This is a genomic window from Streptomyces sp. QH1-20 (assembly GCF_041283565.1).
Lineage (GTDB): Bacteria > Actinomycetota > Actinomycetes > Streptomycetales > Streptomycetaceae > Streptomyces > Streptomyces syringius.
The window spans coordinates 2,394,679-2,417,131 of the sequence record NZ_CP166299.1 but is presented as its reverse complement, the minus strand read 5'-3'; the positions used below and the strand labels follow the sequence as shown (position 1 = coordinate 2,417,131).

Sequence of the window (22,453 nt, the reverse complement as noted above, 5' to 3'; positions counted from 1 at the left end):
CGCCTTCACGCGCGCCATGGCCCCCGCCTTCTTCAGGTGGGGGCCATGTCTCACGTCAGCGCCAGGACTTCGTCGCCACCGTCCGCCCGTGGGCGTCCTTCAGCGTCGCGGTGTCCTTCGTGTTGTTCCAGATGTAGTTGCCCGAGCCCCAGTACACGTCGGCTGCGGAGTCCCGGCCGCTGCCCGTGTGGACCTTCACGGACTTGTAGGCGCCGAGCTTCACCTTGAGCGTGTACCGGTGCCGCTCAGCGTCGGACAGCGTCCAGCCGCGCAGGTCGAGGGTCCTACCCGTCTTGTTGACGACCGTGACCCACTCCGCGTTCCGTGACGCGTTCGACCGGGTGTCCTTGCCGGGGCTGTCGTACTGGATTGCCCCGAAGGCGGCCACCGGGGTCGCGGCGGAGGACGGCATCACGGTCACGGCCAGAAGAGCTCCACCGGTGATCGCGGCAGCGGTGAGTCGGACAGCTAACTGAGACATGAGGCACCTCGCAGTTGGGCACGGCAGAGCAGTCGCACCATGATCAGAGTCCCCGGCGAACACCGGGACGATCACTCTGACGGGATGCTCCGCCCCGTCACTAGCAGATCCCCCAGGCGGTTACCGGAGCCGGACATCCGCACAACCCCCGCAGCGACGGGGCACACCACCCAGCGCACGAGGATGTGAACGAGCCCCCGCCCCCGGAGGGACGAGATCTGGAGCGGAGGGCAACCAATCGATACGATCCGCACCGGAGTGCGATCCACCGCCTTCAGAGGGGAGTCACCTATGGCAACCATGCTGCGCCGACAAGAAGTTGACGTACACGTCGACTTCTACGGATTCGGACTGCAAGACACCGACGACTCGGCCGTGCCCGATTCCTACCCCGACGGGCGAGAACCGGATGGGCCGTTTCTCTCTGCCTACGAAGGGCGGATCGACATCGAGAGCGCTGGCCACACGCACACCGCCGCCTTGACCGTCGAAGTTTGGGACGCCAACCCACCCCAGGACAAGAGGGTTGCGTGGGAGGTGCAGGACGAGACCGTGCTCCAATCGCCCTCCGGGGAGCTGGAGATTCGGGCGGTTGCAGGAGCACAGGAGGACTACGTGGACCTGGGCAGCCCGAATCGTCTGTGGAGACTTCGCTTGTTTTGCGCGGGGCGTGAGGAGGTAGCCGACCTGGCCCAGCACGGAGTCCCGCACGGCGTAGAACGCTATTTGGCGCAGTTCTGGCCAGAGGCCAACAGCGGGGAGGGGCTCTAGCCCCTCCCCGCTGAGCGGCTACTTGATCGAGACCAGGAACCCGTCGTCCGAGCCGTCGATCAGACGATTCTTCTTATAGAAGCCCGCCAATATCGTGCCGCCTGCTCCATTGTCCCCCTTCGTCAGGGGCCGAGCCGAGAAGTTGTCTGCAGGGGCCGATGGCTCATACTTCTTCTGAGCGGATCCCTCATAGGTTGAGGCGAACGGGAACTCATCACACTCCCGCTTGCGGTTGGGATTCTGGGGATCCTGCGGGTAGTTCTTTCCCCAGTTCTGCTCGCACACTTTGATGGCCGCATTCCGGTTGGCCTCGCGTCGTTTCGTATTGTGGTACAGCCGGTGCAGTGGCTTCTTCAGGTCCCGCCCGGGGATGTCCCGGTGTGCGTTCTTCGGGCGGATATCAGGAGTGTTGTTGTAGGCGTCTCGGATGTGCTCGGCCACTTCCTTCTCCGGAGCCCCCTGCTTCGAGCTGTACGGCAACGTAACGATGTTGCTGAACACTGCCCCGCCCCTCTTGGTCACGTACTTGGCGGTGTCCCACCGCGGTGCGAGGAAGAAGAGCTTGCCGCCCATGTCTCCGGTCATGCCCCACCCGGCCGGGGGCATGATTTTGATCGCGGGCTCGTACACCGCAAATACAAGGTCATCCTGCGTCGTCCCCTGGCCGGCGGCGACGGTCACCGAGTGCATGAATGTCGCAGGCTTTTGCCGAGCCAGGGCGTCGAAGCTCTGCGCTCCGGGAATGCTGCCGCCCTGGGTGGTCTTCGCGGATGCCGGCCACTTCTGCGGGACGGTCATACGAGGGGTGATCATCAGGCCGCCGGTCGCCGTCTTGCCGGTCTTGGCGAAGTTCGAGAAATAGACCTGAGCCTTCATCTCCCGGCTGCCCTTGGCGATGGTGCCGATCGTGCGGACGTCGAAGGCGCTCTCCCCGACAGGCTTCTTGTTCTGCCGCCAGAATTGGATGAATGACGCACCCGTACACACGGCGAACCGGGACTTGACGAACAGTTTGTTCTTCGTGCCCAGCCCGGCCTTGCACTCGTCGAACGTCATGCTGTGCGGAGGCTCCGGGTACGTGGCAGCGGCCGCATCGAGCTCGGCATCGTCAGAGACGTCATCCGCCGCATCAGCCTCGGCCTCCGCGGTGACATCACCAGCAGGCGTGCCCGCGCCGGGGCCGGTTTCCGCCTCCGCGGTGGACGGCTCCGCGGTGCGCGGGTCATAGGAAGCGGCAGGCCCGATCGTCTCGGCGGCGGCCTGAGCGTCAGCGTCAGCCGAAGCCTGGATCCGGCTCCGGAAGGAGTCGAAGGCGGCATCCGACTGAAGTTCTTCCAGAGGCGGAACGTGAGCCCCGGCTGGCACTATGTAGGTTTCGACGGTCAGCTCATCCGCCGGGCTGTCAGTCGCCGATGCAGGCGACGCGAGCGGGAGAAGAACGGCAGCGGTTGCGAACAGCGCCAGTCCCCGTAAGCGTCGTTGGGAGCGTGCAGATATGCGTGGTCTCACGTGTTCCTCTCACAAGTTGCCGCGGCGCGCCTCTCGCGCGCCGACGGTCTCAGCAAACCTGCAAGGCGGAATCACCAAGCATCCAACTCGAACAAGTGACTGAATATTGGCGCTTGTTGGCCGATGCCCCTGCATACCCCACTGCGCCCTCGGGGAACCCGCCACCACGCGGCTGCGGGGACGCCCTACGCATCAGGCCTCGCGGCCTGAGGGCTTACCGCGGACTGGCGTTCGCCACGGGGCGTGAGTCTGATGGGGGCGCGATGGCGGCCGATCGGGCCGCTCGTCGTGCGGGCGTGAGCGGTCCGCGGGGCAGGCGCCGGTGTGCCCGCCGCGAAAGGAGTAGCGCGCGAAGGGTGTGGAGCCGATGGGCTGACCATGAGTATCAAGTAGACCTCATGTGACGCGTGCTGTAGTATTTAGCTTGTTGGTGGAGAGCAACCGCCGACATAGACCCGAACCGAAAGGGACTCCTCGTGCAGTCCGTTGCACTCTTCGACGTGCCCGCGTCCGCGGCGGTCGCCCCCGCACTGCCGCCGGGACCTGTCGACCCCGGCCGAACGTATCTCCAGTACGGCGAAACCGACCGCTGGTCCTACCTGGGCGCGCATCAGCCCTCATGGCTGGAGCGACCCGAGTTCGGCGGCAGCATGGCCGTACCGCTGTGCGTCTCCCACCGTCGTCTCGCCGGGCGTCGCCGCCTGCCGCGCGCCGTCACCTCGTGGATGCTCGACTCCGGTGGGTTCACGGAGCTGAGCTTGTACGGCGAGTGGACCGTGCCCCTCGCCCAGTACGCCGCCGCCGTGCGCCGGTACGCCGACGAGGTGGGAGAGCTGGAGCGCGCGGCGATCCAGGACTGGATGTGCGAACCGCAGATCCTCACGAAGACCGGCCGGACGGTCTACGACCACCAGTGCCGCACAGTCGCCTCCTACCTCAACCTGATGTGGCACGACGACGAACTCCCCTGGATGCCCGTCCTCCAGGGCTGGACGCTGGACGACTACCTCCGGTGTGTCGACATGTACGCCGCGATGGGCGTCGACCTCACCCTTGAGCCGCTGGTCGGCCTCGGCTCGGTGTGCCGACGGCAGTCGACCAAGGAAGCCGTACGGATCGTGGAGAGGCTGCACGGGCTCGGCATCCGCCTGCACGGCTTCGGCTTCAAGGTGACCGGCCTCCGCGAAGTTCACCACCTCCTCTACAGCTCCGACTCACTGGCATGGTCGTTCAACGCCCGCCATCACGCGCCGCTGCCCGGCTGCACGCACAAGACGTGCTCGAACTGCCCCCGGTACGCGCTCGCGTGGAGGAACTGCCTCCTGGCCTCCCTGTCCGAGTGGCAGCAGGACAGCGCGGTCCCCCTGCACGACCTGGCGGCCTGACCGCCCCGTCGGGGCGCCGCCTGCACCCCGACCCCCCTCCACCCAGCACCAGAAAGGCCCCAGCGCCATGACCGCGCCGTTCCTGTCCACGTTCCTGCCCGACACCACCCGCAACCGCGAAAGTCTCGCCGCCGCATGGCTGCGAATGCTCGAACTCGGCTACACGCCCCGCACCACCCCGGTCACCGAACCCGAAGCTTGCACCCGCACTCGGTGTGCGGGCGTCCACCACGGCTACCCCGGCAGCGAACACCGCTGGGCCCTGACCGACCTGCTGTGCGGCGAGGACATCGACGTCTTCTACAGCCACATGCGGGAGCGGAAGGGCGCGAAGCCCGCGCCGCCGCGCCGTCACAAGGGCTGCCCGTACTCCGGGCCCGGCAAGGCCGCAGTGCGCGCCGCCCGCTACGTCGAACTCGGCCTCGTCGTCCCCGCCTGGGACATCGACGCCCGCGCCGCGCTCGCGGCCTGACCGCCGCCCGCCGGGGCGCGACGCAGACCGCCGCGCCCCGGCACCCTCCCCGCCACTCCACCACGACATCGCGAGGTACCCATGACCACCGCCCCCAACGTCACCGTGAAGGACTCCAGCCAGCTCGCCGAGGGCGACATCGTCCTCACCCACGGCATGCGAGTCCGGCTCGACACCCGTACCACCCGCAAGGACTCCGGGTACACCGTCTACACCTGGTCCGGGACCGTCATGAACCTCGACGAGGTCCGCGAAGAGGGGCACGTCCCCATGCCCTGGCTGCGTACCTGGAAGGGCGGGCTCGTCGACCGCGAGGACGCTTGGACGATCCAGGGCAACAGGTTCGCGAACTGGCTCGTGGCGAACCCCTCGTAGCGCTCCCCGCCGGGGGCGCCACCACCGCGCCCCCGGCACCCTCCGCTTTCCATCCCGCACCTTCCCGACGGAGGGCCGGGACCGGCAGCGGTCGCGGCCTTGTTTAGGGTGTCGGTCAGGGCCGTGGACAACTGGTGGACGAGGTGGCAGACCGGTGGCCGAGACGCGCTGGCTGACGCCTGCACGACGTGATGGTGCGTCCGCCTCGCTGAGCGCAACTCCCTGAATAGACAGAGCCCCGGACAACCGTCCGGGGCTCCTTGCTCGTTCGGCGTTGCGTCAGACCAGCAGGAAGGCCGTGGCGGTCGCCGCGCCGAGGCAGGCGCCAGCCACGGTCTGGGCAACGGAGTGGTAGGTGAGGGCGACCCTGGACCAGCACACGGCCACCGTCACGACGTAGGCAAGCAGCCACCACGGGGAGTGGACGACGGCGAGCAGCGTGGGGATAGCGGCGGCGACGGCGCTGTCCACGCTGATCTTCCAGGCGGAATTCACGGTCAGGAGTCCAACGGTCATGGCCCACAGGGCGAGCATGGCGACGAGGAGGCCGGTCGGGGCGTGGCCGAGGACCATGGCGAGCGAGCCGAGGCCGATCGACCCCAGAATGACGAAGAAGATGGGCGCCCTCTTCGTGCGGTCCACCACATGCCGGTCACCCCACGTGCCGCGCTTGCGTTCCCACTCGATGTACCCGGCCGGGATGATGCCGGCGCACAGCGCACCGAGCAGGCCCCAGGGGATGCCGGTCCAGTTGCCAGCGGCCGCCAGGCCGATGCCGACCATGCCGATCACGAGGACGTTGCGGGGCTGGAGCACATCGGTGACGGTTCGGGCAGCAGTGGCGTCGTTCGTCATGCGGCTGCACCTGTGGCAGCGAGCAGGCTTTGCGCCTGGGCCGGGCTGCTCTTCTTGTACGCCCTAGCCACCCGGCGAAGCCATGCGACCTCTCCGTCCTGGTCCGTGGCCGCGGGCTGCTCGAACGCCGAGGCCGGCCCCGTAGGTGCTCCTGCCGCCTTGGCTGCGAGCGCGGCCTTGATCCAGTTCGCCTGAGCGACGGCACCGTGGGGGGACTTCTCCTTGGCGGCCGTCATCAGGTTGTCGGGGACGTGATGACGCAGCTTCTCGATCGCGTCGGCGACATCGTGAATCCACCGGTCGAGCTGGAGCTCGGCGTCCATGTCTCGGCGGGTCAGCTCGCGGTACCGGGAGCGTGGCAGCTCCATCGGGATGGCGGGGAAGGCCGTCATCAGCTCACGCCACAGCGGGTACAGGCGCGTGAGGGCCCACCAGGACCGGGCCCGGCGAAGTCCCTTCTCCGAGGCCGGGACCGATACCCCGAGCGCGAACAGCACGAAAAGGAGAAGCTGCATCGCCTCGGTGGAAGACTCGATCTTCTGGAAGGCGGCGTGGCTGGGGTGGACGGCGAGCCAGACCCACATGGCCAGCATGCGACCGAAGGAGTAGATGACGCCGAGGAGCATGGCGAAAGACATCATGCTCAGGCCGACGCGCAGCAACCCGCGTTCCTCACGGCGGAACGCTCCGGCCCACTGATAGAGGCAGATAGCGGATGAGGAGCCCAGGTAGACGTAGAACACGGTCATGTAGGCGGTAGCGCCCCACTGACCGGCGTGATCGCTGACGAAGTGGTCGCTCGGTACCGACCGGTCAACGATCGTGAAGAACATGATCGTCATCAGAGCGAAGCTCGCGAGGGCCGTCTTCATGGCTGCGCGCTGGATGACGCGGGCTACTCGTACAGCGCGGGCCATCTCGCCGTCAGCGGGGTAATGCCCGTACACGGCGACGATGTAGTACATGATCGCCAAAATCGCTGCGCCGGCCGAGTAGTGCTTGAGCAGAATCGAGGCGTCGGTGATCGAGCTGTTGTTGAGCCCGATTCGTACAACCTCGGTCTTGGCCCACAGGGCGATTGAGAAGCCCACGAAGCAGCCCCAGAGGGATCTGCGGCGGGCATCGGAACCCCCGAGCGCACGCCAGATGGCGACAGCGGTCATCAGGGCGGCTACGAGATAGCCAGCTATGTCGAGCACGGGGTGGAGGTCCTTGCGTTACGAACGGCGGAAAAGGTTACGAAGGCGACGTCCTAGCCGGTAGCTGTTGCCACCGGCGGGCCGGGAGAGGGTGTCGTCCAGGCGGCCGAGCATGTCGTCGCTCGGAACGTCGCGGGCCATGCGGGGGATGAGGGAGGCGCCGAGTTCGGCGATCTTCTCCTCGACAGTGCGGTAGTTGGCGCGCGCCTGCACGGTGGCCTCGCCAGCCATGACGCGCTTGATCAGACCCGGCCCGAAGACGGGCAGCAGCGCCTTGAGTTCGTCATGCCCGAGCTGGGTGCCATGGTCTAACCACTCGTGGACCAACTCGTGCAACATGACGTGCTCGGTCAAGTAGGCCGACGGACGCTCGCGGTAGAGGACGACACTGACGTGGGTGTCCTTGATCCTCAGTCCGCACGCCGTTCTCGCGGTGATCAATGAGTCAGGGATGGGCTGCATGATGATCCGGCGGCCGCGGGCCTTCTCCATGTTGATCCGCAGCTGCTCTACCGAGAACGGGTTGGGGATCGGAAGGTCTTCCAGGCCAGTCCTGCACCGCTCCTGCACCTCGCTCAGGGACGGCTCAGAAGAAGGTGCGTCCGTCATGTCCCCGCCGGAGGTTCCTGTGCCTCCTGGCGCGCCTTCTCCAAGATGTCAAGGGCAAAGTTGAGCAAGTCGGGCGAGAGCCCTTCCTCGGTGATGCCTCGACCGGCAATTCCACTGATGCCGCCAGCGCGCTTGTCGGCCAGGAAGCGGAGCCCGGCGGCGACTTCCTCCTCTACCTGCGATTCCGGCTTGAAGAAGCGCCAGTCGCAGTCGAAGCCCATTCCCAGGGCCTGCAGAGTCTCGTCCCTGACCTCGGTGAGCTGGCCCTTGCGGAGCTTGCCGAAGTAGCTGTGAGACAAAGCTCCGCCACGGGCCTCCACGATTCGGCAGAACTCGCGGTCGCTCGGGGCGCCGTCGGGGAACGACTCCTCCAGCAGGTAGGTGATCTTCTCCTGCAAGGTGCGTGGCTCACGCCGCTCGCCAGCACTCATCTCCGCCCCCAGGGTATCCATGTCCCTCTTTGCGTTGTATGCCTGAAATGACTGCGTCACTCTAGTCCACGCTGTCGGCTGGGAGCGTGCCTTGTGCATACGCCTTGAACTGGAACTTTGCGTTCCGTATCGGCTTGCGTAAACACTCTACGTCACTGTTAACTCGATGACACACAGGGCCGCCCCGCAGGGGTCGAACGGCCGACTTCGACGTGCCCCAGCTCGGTCCACTCAACGCGATGGAGTGATGGACGAACCGTGACGATCTCCGACGCAGTGCCTCTGCTCTGGGCCTCCAGCCTGCGACATCCCGCGGCCAGCAAGAACGCCGCCGTGCCGCAGATTCTCAGCACGCCGAACTCACTTGAGTTCCGGGTTGGCCCCGAGCGCAGTCCCGCCCAAACGGTGCACCGATCTCACCGGTTCGCCTCGATGATGCTGCCGGCCCTGCTCGGCGAACTCTCGCAAGCCGCAGCCGTCGCCGAGCAGGTGCTCGCAGTCCTCACGGAGCTCGTCGACATCACCGCGCGGCACCGAGCAAGCGTCGACCTGTCGGGCCGGATCTCCTGCGATGGGTCTCACGTGTTGCTCACGATCGGAGAGGCGGACCGACCGTTGCCGACACCCGAGGACGAGCCGGGGCTGTTCCTCGTGCACCGCCTCACCGACGACCTCGGGCAGTACCGCGGCGACGAAGGCGGGCATGTGACTTGGACTTCTGTGCCGGTTCGGTAAAACGCCCAATAGTTCTTTGCAATCCGGTATTTCGCCACGCTGATTGTTTCGGGCTGGCCAACCATCTGCCTCCCGAGGCTGGGCCGCAAGCTCGGGAAACGGGCCGGGTCGGCCCCTTCAAAGCGTCCCCCGGGGGCCGCTCAGGGTTCGCGTAGCGGCAAATGCACCGCCCTCCGGCCCGCGGGGGCCGGTGATGGGGAAGCTCGTCCGGGATGAGATTTGAACGGGCATAGTGCAGCGTTCTGCATTCTGGGTCGGCCCTGCCCGGAGGCGCCTGTATCTGCGTTCCGCACAACGCGATCATGTGATGCACGTCACGGCGACTGTCCGCATGTTGGACGCTCCCGCTTGGGGCTGACGCGCCTGCAGGTCGCCCCCGCGCGTCCCTCTTATAGTCCGACGGGGGCTTCGGCGTTGCTCCAGGGAGTACCGAGGCGGTGGGCGTGGCGGCTCCGTGCACGAGAAGGGGCTCATGAACAAGGCCGCGTGGGCGCGCGCCCCAGGAGGTGTAAGTAGCCGCCAGAGTAGCCACGGAGGCGGCCGCCCTGCATGTTTGTGCAGGTCGTAGCGCTGCGGTGACTGTCCCCGGCGTACAGGCCGACTCGTCCGCCTCACACCCCTCTGACCTGCGGAAACGCACGGCGGAGGGGCTTCTTTTCGCCCCGTGGGGAGTATCTGGGGAGTTTCGGCCCGAGCGCTCGCAACCAGATCGTGCCCGCACTTTGCTTCGCGGACGCCCTCTACGCCTGACCCACCGGGTGGCGTGTCGACCTTCGTCAGTGTCCAGGCCCGTGGCCACCGGCAGAAGCGGGGATCGGGCGGAGCCAGGGGGTCGGTCACTGCCAGAAGAGTTCTTCGATCACAATTTGCGGGTCTGCGGTGCGACGGATGAAGACGAAGCGGGCCCATCCGCGACCGCTGTCGAAGGTGAGGACGTGGGGGCCTCGGAAGCGGGTGGACCTGGCGGGTTCGACGGGGGCATGTTCCCCGGGCCGGTAGGGGTCCTTGGCGATGAGGATGTCGATCAGGGCATCCCGGAAGGTGTTCCTCACCTCTTCGGGCAGTGAGTCGCGGTAAGTGCGGGCGCCTTCGACGTAGTCGATCTGCCACGGCGGTCCCATGAGCCCGTCATCGGTCACTGGCCGGGTTCCGTGTGTCCGGCCTCCCGCCGCAGATGCGCGGCCTGTTCGAGGAGGGCGTGGGCTTCTGTGGTGTCGTCGGCTTCGGCGGCGCGATCTTCGAGGTCGGACACCCGGGCGTCCAGCCGGGGGTCGCGGGCGAGGGCGTACTCGGTCCACCAGCGGGCCATGAACGCCGGGACCGGCGTGAGGTCGTAGGTGTCGGCGATGTCCCGCTTCCAGTGCCGGTCGAAATCGGCAAGGAGCTGTGGGGTGTGGGCGGCGATCGCTTCCCGGAGAGCCTTCGGGTTGCGTTCGGGCATGGGGGGGACGCCGGCGGGGCGCTGTGTGGCGGAGTGAGCTCTCACGCGGCTTGCCCCTTGTCCTGTTCGGCCTTGGCGGCTTCGTTGAGGATCTGGCGCACGCGCGAGTCGGAGAAGCCGGCGGCGCCGGCGATCTCCGCCTTGCGGCCGTGGACGGGCTTGGTCTTGAAAGCACGGACGATGGCGGCGTGGAAATCGGCCTCGGCCTTCTTCCACGCGACGCGCGCCGAGGTCACGGCGTCGAGGGTGAGGTCCTCACCCTTCTTCCTGATCATAGCCGTGAAGCGTACCAGAATCCGCAGTTAATTTCGTTTTGATCTTTGGAAACCCGGGGCCCGGGGCGAGCGGAGTGCGTAGGTCAGCAGGGGACGTCGACCTGGTACGTGCGCTCCCCCGAGTCGATGTCGTTCTCGCTGCCGGTCCAGTACGGGCCGCTCTGACGGAAGTTCACCGTCACCGTGGCCGCGCCGCACTCGCCGGCCGGCAATTGCCCTCCGCCGGCCCAGCCGTTGGCGGACTCCTGGCGGAGGGAGGCCGAGTAGTTCGCCGACTGGCCGTCCTTGCTCACGGTGCCCTCGGCCCTCCAGTGAGCCGGGTAGTTGGCGCTGGCGTTGTACCAGGCGCTGCCCCAGTAGTAGCTGTTGTTGTGAGTGCTCACCCGCACTTCCGGGGGCCCGCCGTCCGCGAAGTGCAGACACACGCGTACTTCGGCGTAGGTGTACTGGCCGCCGCCGTAGAAGCCCTCCTGCGGGCCGCAGTAGTCGCCCGGCGGTACGGCGGCGGCCCGCTGTTCCGCGGCCGTGGCGGCAGGCGCGAGGAAGCCGACCGACAGTGCCACCGCCGCGATGACGGTCTTCCAGGGGCGTCTGATCACCGATCGAGCCATCGTGTGGACTCCTCTCGCTGGCGGCGCCCCTCATCCCGGGAGCACCGCTAGAAGAGCGCGGTTCGTCACCGGGACATAGGCCTGCCGCACGGGTTTCACCCGATGGGGTACACCGCGCCCCGTCCGGGGCCCTTGCGGGGGCACTGCTGCGCAGGAGTGGACGACAGTGCGACGCCTTGCGTCGGGCCCCGCCGAGGAAGCGTTCCTTGATCGACATACGATACGAGAAAGCCTTCATTGCTCGAAAAAGTGGGTAATAGCGCATGAACCGCGCCCGTGTTCTCGCCCTCGTCGCCGCTGCCGCGTTCGCGCCGGCCGTCCTGGTCTCCTCCCCGGCAGCCGCCGCCGGGCTTCCTCAGTTTCCCGTCGCCTCGGCGCCCGACAAGGCGACGGACGTGGAGCCGGGTGGCGACCGGGCCGCCATTCTCGCGATCCTCGCCGACAAGAACTCCGGCGAGATCGTCCGGGAGGCGGCGCAGAAGGCACTCGACGGCACCCCCGAGGACATGCGCCGCTTCCTTGACGACGGCCTGCACGTCGCCCGTCTCACCGACGACCGGCTGCGCGCCTCGCGGCTCGCGTCCGCCGGTGGGCCGACGATGAAGGAGATGGCGCGGGAGGCGTTGCGGGGGAGTGAGGAGGACCTGCGGCGCTTCCTCGACGAGGGTCAGCACTTCGCGCGTCTGACCGACTACCGCATCAGCGTCACGCGCCTCGGGGCTTCCGGTGGTCCCACGATGAAGGAGATGGCGTGGAAGGCGTTGCGGGGGAGTGAGGAGGACCTGCGGCGCTTCCTCGACGAGGGTCAGCACTTCGCGCGTCTGACCGACTACCGCATCAGCGTGACCCGGGTCGGCGGCACCGGCGGTCCCGCTGTGAAGGCGGCCGCGAGGAAGGCGTTGATGGGTACCGAGGCGGACCTCCGTCGTTTCCTCGACACCGGTCAGTACGAAGCCCGTGCCAAGGACGCGTCCGGTGTGAACGCGAAGGCAAAGGCGAAGGCAAAGGCGTGGGCGAAGGCAAGCAAGAACAAGAAGTAGAACCGTTTCTCATGCCCGTCGAGGACGTCTTCGACCGGCCCGGCCGTCGGGGCAGGTTCTTCTGCACCGGTCGCATCGAGCGCGGCGCGATCCGGCCCGGGGACACCGTCGAGGTCATCGGCTTCGGGCGGACAGCGGCGGGCGAGGTCACGGCCCTTGAGCGGCCCGGAGAGGTTCTCGGCGAGGCGGGGACCAGGGCCGGGCCCGGGGAGAACGTCGCCGTGTGGCTGCGGGGGCTACGAGCTGAAGACGTTCAGCGGGGGCACGTCGTCGCCGCGCCCGGCACCGTCACCCAGCACGCCGAGTTCGAGGCCGAAGCGCACATTCTGAGCGAGGAGGAGGGTGGCCGCGCCGACACCCTCGCTCCCGAGGGCAAGCGCGAGGCGCAGTTCTCCTTCCGCGCCACCGTCGTGACCGGCCGCGTCCACACCCTCCTGGCGGACGGCACGGACGCGCTCATGGCCGTCCAACTCGCCGAGCGCGTGCCCATGGCGGTGGGGCAGAGGTTCGCCATCCGCGAGCGGGGCAGGGCTGTCGGGTCCGGTGTCGTCACGAAGGCTCTCGATTAGGGAAACCGGTCAGGAGACCTCCAGCGGCACCTCGTGAATCTCCTCGACCGGGTGGCCTGCCCGCTCGTGGATGCGCTTGACCGCGTCCGCCGAGGGAGCGTCGGACAGGCAGTAGACCGTCCCCGACTTCGGGTCGGCCCATGCGTGTTCGAAGCGCACCCCTTCGTCGCCCTGGATCGACGTGTCCGCCCGGTGCGCGGCGGAGAGCTGGTCGGGTGTGATGCCCTTCATGCCGTGGTGGACATCCATGTACTTGCTCATGTCCCGGCACCTCCGGTGTCGTCTGTCGTCACCCCGGTGGGGAGCCCGGGGAGCCCTCCTCCTTCCATCGTCCGCTCGTGGCGGCTCGGGCGCGACCCCGGTGGCTCGTTCTCGTCCGGTCCGGTTGCCGTGATCACCACGTGCGGACAGGATCACGTGCCGTAGCGGCAACGTCACCGAAAGAACATCACCGAAAGGGAGAAAAACGTGTCCGTTCGTAACGCGTTCCGTGCCACGGCAATAGTGACGGCCACCGCGGCCCTCGGCCTCGGTCTGGCGTCGGGTGCGCAAGCCGCCGGGACGGCCGCCCGGGACGTCTCCGCTGTGACTCCCGCCGCCGATCACCCCTTCGAGGCGATGGAGCTGGACGGGCTGAAGGTCAAGCGGCTCACGATGTGGCCCGCGGGGCACCCCGTGTCGTTCTGGGCGCTGGTCCTCGACGACAAGCGTGCCGGTGAGAAGTACTCGGGCGGGAAGTTCTTCGTCTACGCCCCGGCCACCAAGGAGTTCGGGTGGTTCCTCAACACGGACATCGTCCAGCGCACCGTCTCCCACCCCGGTCAGGTGGTCATCGTCGACAGTGAGTTCCTGAGGTCGCACCCCCGGGTGGAGGTCCGGTACGGCAACCCGGACCGTCCCGAGAAGGCACGTTTCGTCGCCTCCGCCACCACCTGGATGTAGCGGGGCGCCCCGCGGGTTCAGTTCAACGGGCCGCTCGGATCAGCGGACCGTGACCGTGAACTCCGGGGATATGGCGCCGCCGCCCGCGACGCGCAGGGCGTTCTTGCCCTTGATGCCGAGCTTGACGCGCATCGAGTACGCGGAGTTCTTGTTGGTCGTCACGCTCGCGGGGAGCGAGACCCACTTCGTGCCCTGCTTCTGCTGAAGGGTCACGCGGGTGCCGGGCTTGATGTCGGTCGCCTTGCCGCTGACGCGGAACTCCTGCCAGGCGGCCACCGTGCCGGTGCTCGGCTGCGCGGTCAGGGCGGGCTTCGGGGCGGGGGCCTTGGTGGCGGATGCCGCGGGCCTGCTGGTCGGTGCGGCTGCCGAGGCGGTGGCTGCGGCTCCCGCGACGAGGGCGGCGGCGAGGGCCGCGGCGGTGGTGAGGCGGTATGCACGGTTCATGTCGTGTTCCTCCCTGGTGGGCCGTTTGGGGCCTGCACTGAGGAACACGTGAAAAACGGGGCGCTGGTTGCGCTATCCATCGAATTTTCGTGCGGCTGCCCGTACTGGTTCGAACTGATGCGTACTAGCCGCCGTACGTGAAGTTCGAGTGGTTCGTCGCCAACTGCCTGCCGTCCGGGCCGTATGCCGTCACCTGGATCTGCCACCGCGCGGCGGGGTTGGCGACGAGGAACGTGGGGTGCCAGTTCGTGCTGTCCCACTGGAAGACGGGGGACGGGATGGTGCTGACCCCGCTGATGACCTGCTTGGTCGCTTCGTTGTACAGATACCACCGCAGATAGCCCGTCCGGCCCTTGAGGCCGTTGAACACCGCGTTGACCTGCACTTTGGTGACGGACGAGGTGACCGCGCCCAGCGCGCGCACGTCAGCGATCCGCGCCGAGACCCGCAACGGCGCCGAGGCCGACGGCGACGGGCTCGCCGACGGCGACACACGGACCGCGGGCGGCGACGGCGGGCGCGTGGAGACGGCCGGGGTCGTCATGCGCGGGCGTGGTGTCGGTGTGTCGTCGTCCTCGGGCGTGGGCGTGTCGTCGTCCCCCGAGGGGGACGGGTCCTCGATCGGCGTGGTGGCCGGGGGTGGTGTGGGCAGGGCCGAGGTACCGCCGGCGAAGGGGCCCGCCTTCATGAACACCGGGATCACCGCCGCCACGACCAGCGCCAGCCCGGCGGTCACCCAGTACTTCCAGACGTGCGCCCAGAAGGGACTGCCGGGTGGTGAAGGAGGAGGGTCACCGTCCGAGCTCACACCGCCCCACCCCCCAAGGTGTCGCCCCTCGTCTGTGAGGACGCTACACCGGGAACCGGACATTCAGGCAGGAGTGTGCATGCCGCGGCGGGCGCACGGTGGACGCCGTGCGCCGGTCCCCGACCGGCCTACGCGATACGGCAGTTCAGACGAGCCGGGTGGCCGTTCCGCTGACCCTGACCCGGGGGTCGCCCGCGCGCAGCCCGACCTCCAGCAGTCCCGGCCGGCCGAGGTCCTCACCCTGGTGCAGGGTCACCACCGCGTCGGCGCCGACCAGTTGGTACTCGCGCAGATACGCGCCGAAGGCGGCGGCCGCGGCACCCGTCGCCGGGTCCTCGACGACCCCGCCGACCGGGAACGGGTCGCGGACGTGGAAGACGCTCTCCGACTCCCGCCACACGAGCTGCACCGTGGTCAGGTCGAGGGAGCGCATCAGGGCGCCGAGCCGGTCGAAGTCGTAGTCGAGATCGGCCAGTCGCTCCCGGGTCGCGGCGGCCAGCACGAGGTGGCGGGCGCCCGCGAAGGCGATCCGTACGGGGAAGGCGGGATCGAGGTCGGCGGCGGGCCAGGCCAGTGCCGCCAGGGCCTCGGCCAACGCCTCCGGCGCCACCTCCTCGGTGTGCGGCTCCACGCTGGTGAGGGTGGCGCGCAGTCTGCCGCCGCTCCCGGTCACGGTGACCGGGACCGTGCCCGCCGGGGTCGCGAAAACGAAGTCCCCCGCGCCGAGCCGCTCGGCGAGCGCCACGGCCGTCGCGACGGTGGCGTGGCCGCAGAACGGGACCTCCGCCAGCGGGCTGAAGAACCGCAGCGTGAACGCCCGTCCGGGCTCCCCGAGCCCTTCGGGCGGCGCGGTCAGGAACGCCGTCTCGCTGTACCCGACCCCGGCGGCGATGGCGAGCAGCGCCGCGTCGTCGAGCCCCGTGGCGTCCGGCACGATCCCCGCCGGGTTGCCCCCGGCCGGGTCGTGGGAGAAGGCCGTGTAGCGCAGCACTTCGACGCCGCTCGTCGCGCCCGGAGTGCCGTTGCCCGAAGGGTTGTTCGTCGTCATGGCCGCTCCAACCACCCACGCCCCGCCCGCATTCCCGTGCCTCCCCGCGCCACACAAGCCGCGCAGGGCGTCTTCCCAGTCGCCCCACCCGCGCGCACATTGAGAGCATGACCCCCCAGAGCAGCACCGAGAATCCGTTCACGCTGGGCGTGGCCTCCGGTGATCCGCTGCCGGACTCCGTCGTGTTGTGGACCCGACTCGCCCCCCGCCCGCACGAGCCGGGCAACGGGCTGCCGCGCGAGGGCGCGATCCCCGTCGACTGGGAACTCGCCCGTGACGAACACTTCCGCCGCGTCGTACGGTGCGGCACCGCGCAGGCCCGCGCGGAGGACAGCCACACCCTCCATGTGGACCCCCGCGGCCTCGACGCCGACAGCGTCTACTGGTACCGCTTCCGCACCGGTTGCTGGATCAGCCCCGTCGGCCGCACCCGCACCGCCCCCGACCCCCAGGCCGCCGTCAGCTCCGTGCGCTTCGGCATGCTCTCCTGCCAGCAGTACGACGAGGGCTACTACACCGCCCTGCGCCACCTCGCCGACGAGGACCTGGACGCCGTCTTCTTCCTCGGCGACTACATCTACGAGAACGCCATCGACGCACGGGCGGGCGTCCGCGACTACACCGACAACCCCCTCCCCGACTTCTACAACCACTGGCTGATCGACCTCGACGACTTCCGGCAGCGGTACGCCCTGGGCAGGACCGACCCCGACCTCCAGGCCGCGCACTCCGCCCACCCCTGGTACGTCACCTGGGACGACCACGAGGTCGAGAACAACTACGCGGGCGACATCTCCCAGGGCAACCTCCCGCCCGAGCAGTTCCGCGCCCGCCGCGCCGCGGCCTACCGCGCGTACTGGGAGAACATGCCGCTGCGCCGCGCGCAGCGGCCCGCGGGCGCCGATCTGCGGCTCCACCGCCGGTTCCAGTACGGGCAGCTGGCGCAGTTCGACATCCTCGACACCCGTCAGTACCGCTCCGACCAGGCCTACGGCGACGGCTGGAAGTACCCCGGCCCCGAATCCGAGAACCCCGACCGCACCCTCACCGGCGCCGAGCAGGAGCGCTGGCTCCTCGACGGCTGGCGCGAGTCCACCGCCACCTGGAACGTCGTCGCCCAGCAGGTGGTCTTCTCGCAGCGCAAGAACACCACCGCCGCCCGCTCGAAGGTCTCCATGGACGCCTGGGACGGCTACCCGGCCTCCCGCGCCCGCGTCCTCGCGGGCGCCGCGCAGGCGGGCATCGAGAACCTCGTCGTCCTCACCGGCGACGTCCACGTCAACTACGCCATGGACATCAAGGAGGACTGGAGCGCCCCCGACTCGCGCACCCTGGGCGTCGAACTGGTCGGCACCTCGGTCTCCAGCGGCTTCGACGGCGCCGACAGGCCCCACGACTGGTCCGGCATGCTCGCCGCCAACCCGCACATGAAGTTCTACAACGGCCGCCGCGGCTATGTGATCGTCACCCTCGACCCCGAGCGGCTGCGCGCCGACTTCCGCACGGTCTCCGGAGTCGTCGTACCCGGCGCGCCCGTCACCACGGCCGCCTCCTTCGTCTCCCTGGCCGGTGACCCCGGATTCCGGCCCGCATGACCCCTACCGGTGCGTAAGGGCCGGGAGCCGTCGTCACCCATGACAATATGTATGTACTTTCAATCAAAACTCATGGAGCGACGCATGACGGAACCCGGCCCCCGCACCGCCGAGCCCGTGACGGACGCGGGACGGATACCCGCCGCCCGCCGGACGAGCCTGCTCCTCACGCTCGTCCTCGGTGGCCTCTCCGCCCTTCCGCCGCTCTCCATGGACATGTACCTCCCGGCCCTGCCGGAGGTCACCGACTCCCTGCGCAGCCCCGCCGCGACCGTTCAGCTGACCCTCACCGCCTGCCTCATGGGCATGGCGCTCGGCCAACTCGTCGTCGGCCCCATGAGCGACAAGTGGGGACGCCGCCGCCCGCTGCTCGCCGGCATGGTGATCTACGTCCTCGCCACCGCGGTCTGCGCCCTCGCCTCCACCGCCGAACTGCTCATCGCCTTCCGCCTGATCCAGGGCCTCGCCGGGGCGGCCGGCATCGTCATCGCCCGCGCCGTCGTCCGCGACCTGTACGACGGCGTGGCCATGGCCCGCTTCTTCTCCACCCTCATGCTCGTCTCCGGCGTCGCCCCGGTCATCGCGCCCGTCATCGGCGGCCAGGTGCTGCGGGTGACCGACTGGCGCGGCGTCTTCGTCGTCCTCACCGTCGTCGGCGTCCTCCTGACCCTCGTCGTCTGGCGCCGTCTGGACGAGACCCTGCCGCCCGGGCGCCGGCAGACCGGCGGCCTCGGCGAGGCCCTGCGCGCCATGCGCGGCCTGCTCGCCGACCGCGTCTTCACCGGCTACATGCTCGCGGGCGGCTTCGCCTTCGCCGCGCTCTTCGCCTACATCTCCGCGTCGCCCTTCGTCGTCCAGGACATCTACGGCGCGTCCCCGCAGACCTTCAGCCTGCTCTTCGGCGTCAACTCCATCGGCCTTGTCCTCGTCGGCCAGATCAACGGCAAGGTCCTGGTCGGCCGGGTCAGCCTCGACAAGGCCCTCGCCGCCGGCCTCGCCGTCGTCGTCCTCGCCTCCGTCGCCCTGCTGCTGATGACCTCGGGCGTCTTCGGCAAGCCCGGTCTGCTGCCGATCGCCACCGGCCTCTTCGTCCTGATGTCCGCGATGGGCCTCACCCTGCCCAACACCAACGCCCAGGCGCTGATGCGCTCCCGCGACGCGGCGGGGTCCGCGTCGGCGCTGCTCGGTACGTCGACGTTCCTGCTCGGCGCGATCGCCTCCCCGCTCGTGGGCATCGCGGGCTCGCAGACGGCTGTGCCGATGGCTGTGGTGCAGGTGGTGTGCGCGGTGGCTGCGCTTGGCTGTTTCCTGGGGTTGTGTCGGCCGTTCGCCGGCGGCGGGCGTTCGCCTGTGGCGTGAGGCCCGGGGCCGGCGGCCCGGTGCCGTTTCGCCTGCGGCGGGCTGTTGGGGGCCGGGCCGTCGGCTCAGTGCCGCGCCGTTTCCCGCCTTCGGCGGTGGGTGGGGGTTTGGGCCGTCGGCCCTTGTGCGGGCCCGGCCGGAGGTCGGGCCCGTGCCGCTCCGGTGGGTCGCGGGGCTGCTTCGCTTTACGCCCCGCGACCCACCTGCGCGTCCCGAGCCCTTGCGTCCGTAGGCCTGCGGCGCCTCCGCCCCTGGGTGGGGGAAGGATGGGCACCCCGTACGTCTGACGCGGGCGTTCCGCGGGGCGGCATAGAATTCCTCAAATGCATGCCCCCGAATACGCGCCGACCGGCGAGAACCTGCGCGCCGCGCTCGCCGACCTCCTCGACGGGCTGCCGCCCAAGCAGGCGGCACAGGCGGTCGAGCGGCTCATCGCCAATTACCGGGGGCGCACTCCGACCGACGCCCCCGTCCTGCGGGACCGCTCCGATGTCGTCGCGTACGCCGCCTACCGCATGCCCGCGACCTTCGAGGCCGTGCGGTCCGCGCTGGAGGCGTTCCGTGACCGGCTGCCCGAGTGGGAGCCCGCCTCCCACGTCGACGTCGGCGGCGGTACGGGCGCGGCGAGCTGGGCGGTCGCGGCCGCGTGGCCGTCGGGGGAGCGGCGGACCACCGTCCTGGACTGGGCCGAACCTGCCCTCGCGCTCGGCGCCGAACTGGCCCGCGGTGCCTCCTCCGCGGCCCTGCGCGCCGCGCACTGGCGCCGCCAGGCCATCGGCGGCGGGCTCACGATCCCGGACGACACCGACCTGGTCACCGTCTCGTACGTGCTGGGCGAGCTGACCGGGACCGACCGGAACGCGGTGGTCGACGAGGCGGCTCGCGCCGCGCGGACCGTCGTCCTCATCGAGCCCGGCACCCCCGACGGCTACCTCCGCATCCGGCACGCGCGCGACCGCCTGATCGCGGCCGGTTTCCGGATCGTCGCGCCGTGCCCGCACAGCGCGGAGTGCCCGATCGAGGTGGGCGCGGACTGGTGCCACTTCTCCGCCCGGGTGAGCCGCTCGTCGCTGCACCGGCAGGTCAAGGGCGGTTCGCTGCCGTACGAGGACGAGAAGTTCTCCTACGTCGCCGCGGTACGCGGCCTCGACGTCCCGGCCGCGCCCGCACGGGTCGTCCGCAAGCCGCAGATCCGCAAGGGCCAGGTCCTCCTCGACCTGTGCACCCCTTCGGACGCCCTCACCCGGGAAACGGTGACCAAGCGCCACGGCCCCCTCTACCGAGCGGCCCGCGACACGGACTGGGGCGACGAATGGCCTCCGGCCGAGGCCGACGACTGACCGGCAGCGACTGTCCCCTTCCCCCACCCAGGGGCGGAGGCGCCGCAGGCTCACCGGCGTGAGGGCTCGGGACGCGCAGGTGGGTCGCGGGGCGTAAAGCGAAGCAGCCCCGCGACCCACCGGAGCGGCACGGGCCCGCCCCCCGTCCGGGCCCGCACAGGGGCCGACGGCCCGAACCCCACCAGCCCGCCGCAGGCGAAACGGCGCGGCACGGGGCCGACGGCCCGGACCTCAACAGCCCGCCGCAGGCGAAACCGCGCCGCGCTCGGCGAACAGGCCCGCCCGGGGAACCGCTAAGCCGAGCGCAGCTCAAGCGTGCAGCACTTCACGCTCCCGCCCCCCTTGAGCAGTTCCCCCAGGTCCATCCCGATCGGGTCGTACCCCCGCTCCCGCAGCGGGGCGAACAGTCCCACCGCCGCCTGTGGCAGCAGCACATGGCGGCCGTCGCACACGGCGTTCAGTCCCAGTGCCGACGCGTCCTCCTCCGTGGCGATCAGCGCGTCGGGGAAGAGTCGCTCCAGCACGGCCCGGCTGCCGGGGGAGAACGCGCCCGGGTAGTACATGACCTCGTCCCCGTCGAGCACGGACAGTGCCGTGTCGAGGTGGTAGTAGCGCGGGTCGACGAGGTCGAGTCCGATGACGGGGCGGCCGAAGAATTCCTGGGCCTCCGGGTGGGACAGCGGGCTGCTGCGGAAGCCGCGGCCGGCCAGCAGCCAGGAGGCGGTGACCGCGAAGTCGCCCTCGCCCTCGTTGATGTGCTCCGGCTCGCGTACGTCCCGGTAGCCGTTGGCGCGGAACCACTCCGTGTGGACGGCCGCTTCGGCGGCCCGTTCGGGGTGCGCGAAGCGGGCGCCGAGGACCCGGCCGTCGACGACCGTGGCGCCGTTGGCGGCGTAGACCATGTCGGGCAGGTCCGGGCGGGGGCGCAGCTCGGCGACGGTGTGGCCCAAGGCGCGGTAGCGGTCGCGCAGGTCCTCCCACTGCGCGAGGGCCAGCGGCAGGTCGACCGGCTTGTCCGGGTCCATCCACGGGTTGATCGAGTACGTGACCCTGAAGTGCGTCGGGGGGCACATCACATAGTGGCGCGGGGTGGCTGCACGAGCGGGACGAACGGCACGAGCGGCTGTACGCAAGGAGCGCTCCTCACAGGGGCGTTGGGCACGTACGGAGGTAGCCGTACGTGCCCAAATGGTCCACGCTCACCGCCCACCGCGCATGAACCGTACGGGTGGTTTAGCGGTGGCTCGTTCACACTCCCGTGGTTCCGGTTCGGCCTTCCCGCAACTTGCGCAACAGCTCCCGCTTCTGCGCGTTCGCGTCGGCGCCGCCCCCGGCCCGGCCGCCCCGGCCGCCGCCGCGGAGTGCCGTGCGGGAGAGGTTGCTGCGCGTGCCGCCGACTCCGAGCATTCCGCCCGCGTTGCCCCGGCTCATGGGGGTCTCCTTTCACTCGAGGTGGCGAGACGGTTCGTCTCGCGATATCTCTACTTTGAACGAGACGGTTCGTCTTGTCAAGCTTCCGGAGACGATACGGTTCGCCTCGAACCGGGCTAGACTGGCGGACATGGCCACCACCAAGACCCCCGACGCAACCCGCCGCAGTGAACGCTCCCGGCGCGCGATCTTCGACGCGGCCCTCGAGCTCGTGGGCGAGGTCGGATACGACAAACTCACGATCGAAGGCATCGCCGCCCGCGCGGGCGTGGGCAAGCAGACGATCTACCGCTGGTGGCCGTCCAAGGCCGCCGTGCTGCTCGACGCGTTCACCGCGGACGCGGGCGACACCGAGAACGTGCTGCCCGACACCGGCGACCTGGCGGCCGACCTCAAGCTCGTGCTGCGCGCGACCGTCGACGAATTCAACGATCCCAAGTTCGAGGCCCCCTACCGCGCGCTCGCGACCGCCGGGGCGAACGATCGCGAGCTGTCCGAACAGTTCGTCGCCAAGCTCCAGGACACGGGCGTGAAGGCCTACGTCGACCGGCTGACCAAGGCCAAGGAGGCGGGCCACATCGCCGAGGACGTCGAGGTGCGGATCGCCGTCGAGATGCTGCTCGGCCCCTTCACCCAGCGCTGGCTCATGCGCACGGGCCCGCTCACCTACGACTTCACCGACACCCTCGTCGACCTGCTGATGCGCGCCGTCACCCCCCGCTGACACC

Annotated in this window: 29 protein-coding genes; 13 read left to right on the top strand and 16 right to left on the bottom strand. The window is 69.3% G+C overall.

Features of this window, described 5'->3' with window-relative positions; translation table 11 throughout:
* Positions 1–55: 55 nt before the first annotated feature.
* Positions 56–481 carry a lamin tail domain-containing protein gene (locus tag AB8O64_RS10800; protein WP_370418938.1) on the bottom strand — a complete coding sequence of 142 codons (426 nt, stop codon included), beginning with the start codon at positions 479–481 and terminating at the stop codon, positions 56–58.
* Between the two features lie 291 nt (positions 482–772).
* Between AB8O64_RS10800 and AB8O64_RS10795 the strand changes: the two genes are divergently transcribed.
* Positions 773–1,252, top strand: a complete 480-nt coding sequence (locus AB8O64_RS10795; RefSeq protein WP_370418937.1) for a hypothetical protein — start codon at positions 773–775, stop codon at positions 1,250–1,252.
* An 18-nt stretch (positions 1,253–1,270) separates the two neighbouring features.
* Here the strand turns inward: AB8O64_RS10795 and AB8O64_RS10790 are convergent, their stop codons facing one another.
* Positions 1,271–2,761: a hypothetical protein gene (locus AB8O64_RS10790; RefSeq protein ID WP_370418936.1), complete on the bottom strand. Its 1,491-nt coding sequence runs from the start codon at positions 2,759–2,761 to the stop codon at positions 1,271–1,273.
* Between the two features lie 476 nt (positions 2,762–3,237).
* On the opposite strand from AB8O64_RS10790, the gene AB8O64_RS10785 reads away from it, so the two are divergent.
* From AB8O64_RS10785 to AB8O64_RS10770, 4 genes are all read left to right on the top strand, one after another.
* Entirely contained in the window at positions 3,238–4,146 is a 909-nt protein-coding gene (locus AB8O64_RS10785; protein ID WP_370418935.1) for a hypothetical protein, read from the top strand.
* A gap of 67 nt (positions 4,147–4,213) precedes the next feature.
* On the top strand, positions 4,214–4,618 hold the full coding sequence (locus tag AB8O64_RS10780) for a hypothetical protein (RefSeq protein WP_370418934.1): 405 nt from the start codon (positions 4,214–4,216) through the stop codon (positions 4,616–4,618).
* 81 nt (positions 4,619–4,699) lie between these two features.
* Positions 4,700–4,993 carry a hypothetical protein gene (locus AB8O64_RS10775; protein WP_370418933.1) on the top strand — a complete coding sequence of 98 codons (294 nt, stop codon included), beginning with the start codon at positions 4,700–4,702 and terminating at the stop codon, positions 4,991–4,993.
* Positions 4,994–5,101: 108 nt separating this feature from the next.
* Positions 5,102–5,185: a hypothetical protein gene (locus tag AB8O64_RS10770; protein ID WP_370423841.1), complete on the top strand. Its 84-nt coding sequence runs from the start codon at positions 5,102–5,104 to the stop codon at positions 5,183–5,185.
* A gap of 87 nt (positions 5,186–5,272) precedes the next feature.
* On the opposite strand, the gene AB8O64_RS10765 is transcribed toward AB8O64_RS10770, so the two are convergent.
* Genes AB8O64_RS10765 through AB8O64_RS10750 form a run of 4 tightly spaced genes read right to left on the bottom strand, consistent with a single transcriptional unit; the run spans position 5,273 to position 8,147 of the window.
* Positions 5,273–5,848 carry a hypothetical protein gene (locus AB8O64_RS10765; protein WP_370418932.1) on the bottom strand — a complete coding sequence of 192 codons (576 nt, stop codon included), beginning with the start codon at positions 5,846–5,848 and terminating at the stop codon, positions 5,273–5,275.
* Positions 5,845–7,011 carry an MAB_1171c family putative transporter gene (locus tag AB8O64_RS10760; protein WP_370423840.1) on the bottom strand — a complete coding sequence of 389 codons (1,167 nt, stop codon included), beginning with the start codon at positions 7,009–7,011 and terminating at the stop codon, positions 5,845–5,847. The genes AB8O64_RS10765 and AB8O64_RS10760 overlap by 4 nt, the downstream gene beginning before the upstream one ends.
* 54 nt (positions 7,012–7,065) lie before the next feature.
* Positions 7,066–7,656 carry a toxin gene (locus tag AB8O64_RS10755; RefSeq protein ID WP_370418931.1) on the bottom strand — a complete coding sequence of 197 codons (591 nt, stop codon included), beginning with the start codon at positions 7,654–7,656 and terminating at the stop codon, positions 7,066–7,068.
* On the bottom strand, positions 7,653–8,147 hold the full coding sequence (locus AB8O64_RS10750; RefSeq protein WP_370418930.1) for a hypothetical protein: 495 nt from the start codon (positions 8,145–8,147) through the stop codon (positions 7,653–7,655). The genes AB8O64_RS10755 and AB8O64_RS10750 overlap by 4 nt, the downstream gene beginning before the upstream one ends.
* Positions 8,148–8,345: 198 nt before the next feature.
* Here AB8O64_RS10750 and AB8O64_RS10745 point away from each other — a divergent pair, with 198 nt between their 5' ends.
* On the top strand, positions 8,346–8,822 hold the full coding sequence (locus AB8O64_RS10745) for a hypothetical protein (RefSeq protein ID WP_370418929.1): 477 nt from the start codon (positions 8,346–8,348) through the stop codon (positions 8,820–8,822).
* Between the two features lie 836 nt (positions 8,823–9,658).
* Here AB8O64_RS10745 and AB8O64_RS10740 read toward each other — a convergent pair.
* The 4 genes from AB8O64_RS10740 to AB8O64_RS10725 all read right to left on the bottom strand — a co-directional run bounded on the left by AB8O64_RS10740 (position 9,659) and on the right by AB8O64_RS10725 (position 11,149).
* Positions 9,659–9,961 (bottom strand): hypothetical protein, encoded by a 303-nt coding sequence (locus AB8O64_RS10740; RefSeq protein WP_370418928.1) that lies wholly within the window; start codon positions 9,959–9,961, stop codon positions 9,659–9,661.
* Positions 9,958–10,263 carry a DUF6247 family protein gene (locus tag AB8O64_RS10735; protein ID WP_370418927.1) on the bottom strand — a complete coding sequence of 102 codons (306 nt, stop codon included), beginning with the start codon at positions 10,261–10,263 and terminating at the stop codon, positions 9,958–9,960. The genes AB8O64_RS10740 and AB8O64_RS10735 overlap by 4 nt, the downstream gene beginning before the upstream one ends.
* 41 nt (positions 10,264–10,304) lie before the next feature.
* A complete protein-coding gene (locus tag AB8O64_RS10730; RefSeq protein WP_370418926.1) occupies positions 10,305–10,538 on the bottom strand; it encodes a hypothetical protein in 234 nt (77 codons plus the stop codon).
* An 83-nt stretch (positions 10,539–10,621) separates the two neighbouring features.
* Positions 10,622–11,149: a hypothetical protein gene (locus AB8O64_RS10725; protein WP_370418925.1), complete on the bottom strand. Its 528-nt coding sequence runs from the start codon at positions 11,147–11,149 to the stop codon at positions 10,622–10,624.
* A 263-nt stretch (positions 11,150–11,412) separates the two neighbouring features.
* On the opposite strand from AB8O64_RS10725, the gene AB8O64_RS10720 reads away from it, so the two are divergent.
* Both AB8O64_RS10720 and AB8O64_RS10715 read left to right on the top strand, forming a co-directional pair.
* Positions 11,413–12,189 carry an ALF repeat-containing protein gene (locus AB8O64_RS10720; protein ID WP_370418924.1) on the top strand — a complete coding sequence of 259 codons (777 nt, stop codon included), beginning with the start codon at positions 11,413–11,415 and terminating at the stop codon, positions 12,187–12,189.
* 11 nt (positions 12,190–12,200) lie between these two features.
* Positions 12,201–12,758, top strand: a complete 558-nt coding sequence (locus tag AB8O64_RS10715; RefSeq protein ID WP_370418923.1) for an EF-Tu/IF-2/RF-3 family GTPase — start codon at positions 12,201–12,203, stop codon at positions 12,756–12,758.
* A 9-nt stretch (positions 12,759–12,767) separates the two neighbouring features.
* Here the strand turns inward: AB8O64_RS10715 and AB8O64_RS10710 are convergent, their stop codons facing one another.
* The gene (locus AB8O64_RS10710) at positions 12,768–13,019 is read right to left on the bottom strand and encodes an SCO4226 family nickel-binding protein (RefSeq protein WP_356455706.1); all 252 of its coding nucleotides are present in this window, start codon (positions 13,017–13,019) and stop codon (positions 12,768–12,770) included.
* A 207-nt stretch (positions 13,020–13,226) separates the two neighbouring features.
* Here AB8O64_RS10710 and AB8O64_RS10705 point away from each other — a divergent pair, with 207 nt between their 5' ends.
* Positions 13,227–13,700: a hypothetical protein gene (locus AB8O64_RS10705; protein ID WP_370418922.1), complete on the top strand. Its 474-nt coding sequence runs from the start codon at positions 13,227–13,229 to the stop codon at positions 13,698–13,700.
* 39 nt (positions 13,701–13,739) lie between these two features.
* Here AB8O64_RS10705 and AB8O64_RS10700 read toward each other — a convergent pair whose 3' ends face one another.
* From AB8O64_RS10700 to AB8O64_RS10690, 3 genes are all read right to left on the bottom strand, one after another.
* Positions 13,740–14,144 (bottom strand): hypothetical protein, encoded by a 405-nt coding sequence (locus tag AB8O64_RS10700; protein ID WP_370418921.1) that lies wholly within the window; start codon positions 14,142–14,144, stop codon positions 13,740–13,742.
* A 124-nt stretch (positions 14,145–14,268) separates the two neighbouring features.
* Positions 14,269–14,952 carry a hypothetical protein gene (locus AB8O64_RS10695; RefSeq protein WP_370418920.1) on the bottom strand — a complete coding sequence of 228 codons (684 nt, stop codon included), beginning with the start codon at positions 14,950–14,952 and terminating at the stop codon, positions 14,269–14,271.
* Positions 14,953–15,097: 145 nt separating this feature from the next.
* Positions 15,098–16,000: a PhzF family phenazine biosynthesis isomerase gene (locus AB8O64_RS10690; RefSeq protein WP_370418919.1), complete on the bottom strand. Its 903-nt coding sequence runs from the start codon at positions 15,998–16,000 to the stop codon at positions 15,098–15,100.
* 107 nt (positions 16,001–16,107) lie between these two features.
* On the opposite strand from AB8O64_RS10690, the gene AB8O64_RS10685 reads away from it, so the two are divergent.
* The 3 genes from AB8O64_RS10685 to AB8O64_RS10675 all read left to right on the top strand — a co-directional run bounded on the left by AB8O64_RS10685 (position 16,108) and on the right by AB8O64_RS10675 (position 20,294).
* Positions 16,108–17,595, top strand: coding sequence for an alkaline phosphatase (locus AB8O64_RS10685; protein WP_370418918.1), 1,488 nt, complete (start codon positions 16,108–16,110; stop codon positions 17,593–17,595).
* Between the two features lie 84 nt (positions 17,596–17,679).
* On the top strand, positions 17,680–18,954 hold the full coding sequence (locus tag AB8O64_RS10680) for a Bcr/CflA family multidrug efflux MFS transporter (protein ID WP_370418917.1): 1,275 nt from the start codon (positions 17,680–17,682) through the stop codon (positions 18,952–18,954).
* A gap of 323 nt (positions 18,955–19,277) precedes the next feature.
* The gene (locus tag AB8O64_RS10675; RefSeq protein ID WP_370418916.1) at positions 19,278–20,294 is read left to right on the top strand and encodes a small ribosomal subunit Rsm22 family protein; all 1,017 of its coding nucleotides are present in this window, start codon (positions 19,278–19,280) and stop codon (positions 20,292–20,294) included.
* A 293-nt stretch (positions 20,295–20,587) separates the two neighbouring features.
* Here the strand turns inward: AB8O64_RS10675 and ddaH are convergent, their stop codons facing one another.
* Positions 20,588–21,427: a dimethylargininase gene (ddaH, locus tag AB8O64_RS10670; RefSeq protein WP_370418915.1), complete on the bottom strand. Its 840-nt coding sequence runs from the start codon at positions 21,425–21,427 to the stop codon at positions 20,588–20,590.
* 115 nt (positions 21,428–21,542) lie between these two features.
* On the bottom strand, positions 21,543–21,725 hold the full coding sequence (locus tag AB8O64_RS10665; protein WP_130877491.1) for a DUF6243 family protein: 183 nt from the start codon (positions 21,723–21,725) through the stop codon (positions 21,543–21,545).
* Positions 21,726–21,855: 130 nt separating this feature from the next.
* On the opposite strand from AB8O64_RS10665, the gene AB8O64_RS10660 reads away from it, so the two are divergent.
* The gene (locus tag AB8O64_RS10660) at positions 21,856–22,449 is read left to right on the top strand and encodes a TetR/AcrR family transcriptional regulator (protein ID WP_356455723.1); all 594 of its coding nucleotides are present in this window, start codon (positions 21,856–21,858) and stop codon (positions 22,447–22,449) included.
* Positions 22,450–22,453 lie beyond the last annotated feature (4 nt).

What these genes read in the sequence shown, in the direction of transcription:
- AB8O64_RS10660 (WP_356455723.1), top strand. Translation starts at nt 21,856, where the DNA reads ATGGCCACCACCAAGACCCCCGACGCAACCCGCCGCAGTGAACGCTCC.
- AB8O64_RS10710 (WP_356455706.1), bottom strand. Translation starts at nt 13,019, where the DNA reads ATGAGCAAGTACATGGATGTCCACCACGGCATGAAGGGCATCACACCC.
- AB8O64_RS10755 (WP_370418931.1), bottom strand. Translation starts at nt 7,656, where the DNA reads ATGACGGACGCACCTTCTTCTGAGCCGTCCCTGAGCGAGGTGCAGGAG.
- AB8O64_RS10725 (WP_370418925.1), bottom strand. Translation starts at nt 11,149, where the DNA reads ATGGCTCGATCGGTGATCAGACGCCCCTGGAAGACCGTCATCGCGGCG.
- AB8O64_RS10675 (WP_370418916.1), top strand. Translation starts at nt 19,278, where the DNA reads ATGCATGCCCCCGAATACGCGCCGACCGGCGAGAACCTGCGCGCCGCG.
- AB8O64_RS10715 (WP_370418923.1), top strand. Translation starts at nt 12,201, where the DNA reads ATGCCCGTCGAGGACGTCTTCGACCGGCCCGGCCGTCGGGGCAGGTTC.
- AB8O64_RS10700 (WP_370418921.1), bottom strand. Translation starts at nt 14,144, where the DNA reads ATGAACCGTGCATACCGCCTCACCACCGCCGCGGCCCTCGCCGCCGCC.
- AB8O64_RS10795 (WP_370418937.1), top strand. Translation starts at nt 773, where the DNA reads ATGGCAACCATGCTGCGCCGACAAGAAGTTGACGTACACGTCGACTTC.
- AB8O64_RS10765 (WP_370418932.1), bottom strand. Translation starts at nt 5,848, where the DNA reads ATGACGAACGACGCCACTGCTGCCCGAACCGTCACCGATGTGCTCCAG.
- AB8O64_RS10760 (WP_370423840.1), bottom strand. Translation starts at nt 7,011, where the DNA reads ATGACCGCTGTCGCCATCTGGCGTGCGCTCGGGGGTTCCGATGCCCGC.
- AB8O64_RS10680 (WP_370418917.1), top strand. Translation starts at nt 17,680, where the DNA reads ATGACGGAACCCGGCCCCCGCACCGCCGAGCCCGTGACGGACGCGGGA.
- AB8O64_RS10685 (WP_370418918.1), top strand. Translation starts at nt 16,108, where the DNA reads ATGACCCCCCAGAGCAGCACCGAGAATCCGTTCACGCTGGGCGTGGCC.
- AB8O64_RS10665 (WP_130877491.1), bottom strand. Translation starts at nt 21,725, where the DNA reads ATGAGCCGGGGCAACGCGGGCGGAATGCTCGGAGTCGGCGGCACGCGC.
- AB8O64_RS10690 (WP_370418919.1), bottom strand. Translation starts at nt 16,000, where the DNA reads ATGACGACGAACAACCCTTCGGGCAACGGCACTCCGGGCGCGACGAGC.
- AB8O64_RS10775 (WP_370418933.1), top strand. Translation starts at nt 4,700, where the DNA reads ATGACCACCGCCCCCAACGTCACCGTGAAGGACTCCAGCCAGCTCGCC.
- AB8O64_RS10720 (WP_370418924.1), top strand. Translation starts at nt 11,413, where the DNA reads ATGAACCGCGCCCGTGTTCTCGCCCTCGTCGCCGCTGCCGCGTTCGCG.
- AB8O64_RS10735 (WP_370418927.1), bottom strand. Translation starts at nt 10,263, where the DNA reads ATGCCCGAACGCAACCCGAAGGCTCTCCGGGAAGCGATCGCCGCCCAC.
- AB8O64_RS10800 (WP_370418938.1), bottom strand. Translation starts at nt 481, where the DNA reads ATGTCTCAGTTAGCTGTCCGACTCACCGCTGCCGCGATCACCGGTGGA.
- AB8O64_RS10780 (WP_370418934.1), top strand. Translation starts at nt 4,214, where the DNA reads ATGACCGCGCCGTTCCTGTCCACGTTCCTGCCCGACACCACCCGCAAC.
- AB8O64_RS10730 (WP_370418926.1), bottom strand. Translation starts at nt 10,538, where the DNA reads ATGATCAGGAAGAAGGGTGAGGACCTCACCCTCGACGCCGTGACCTCG.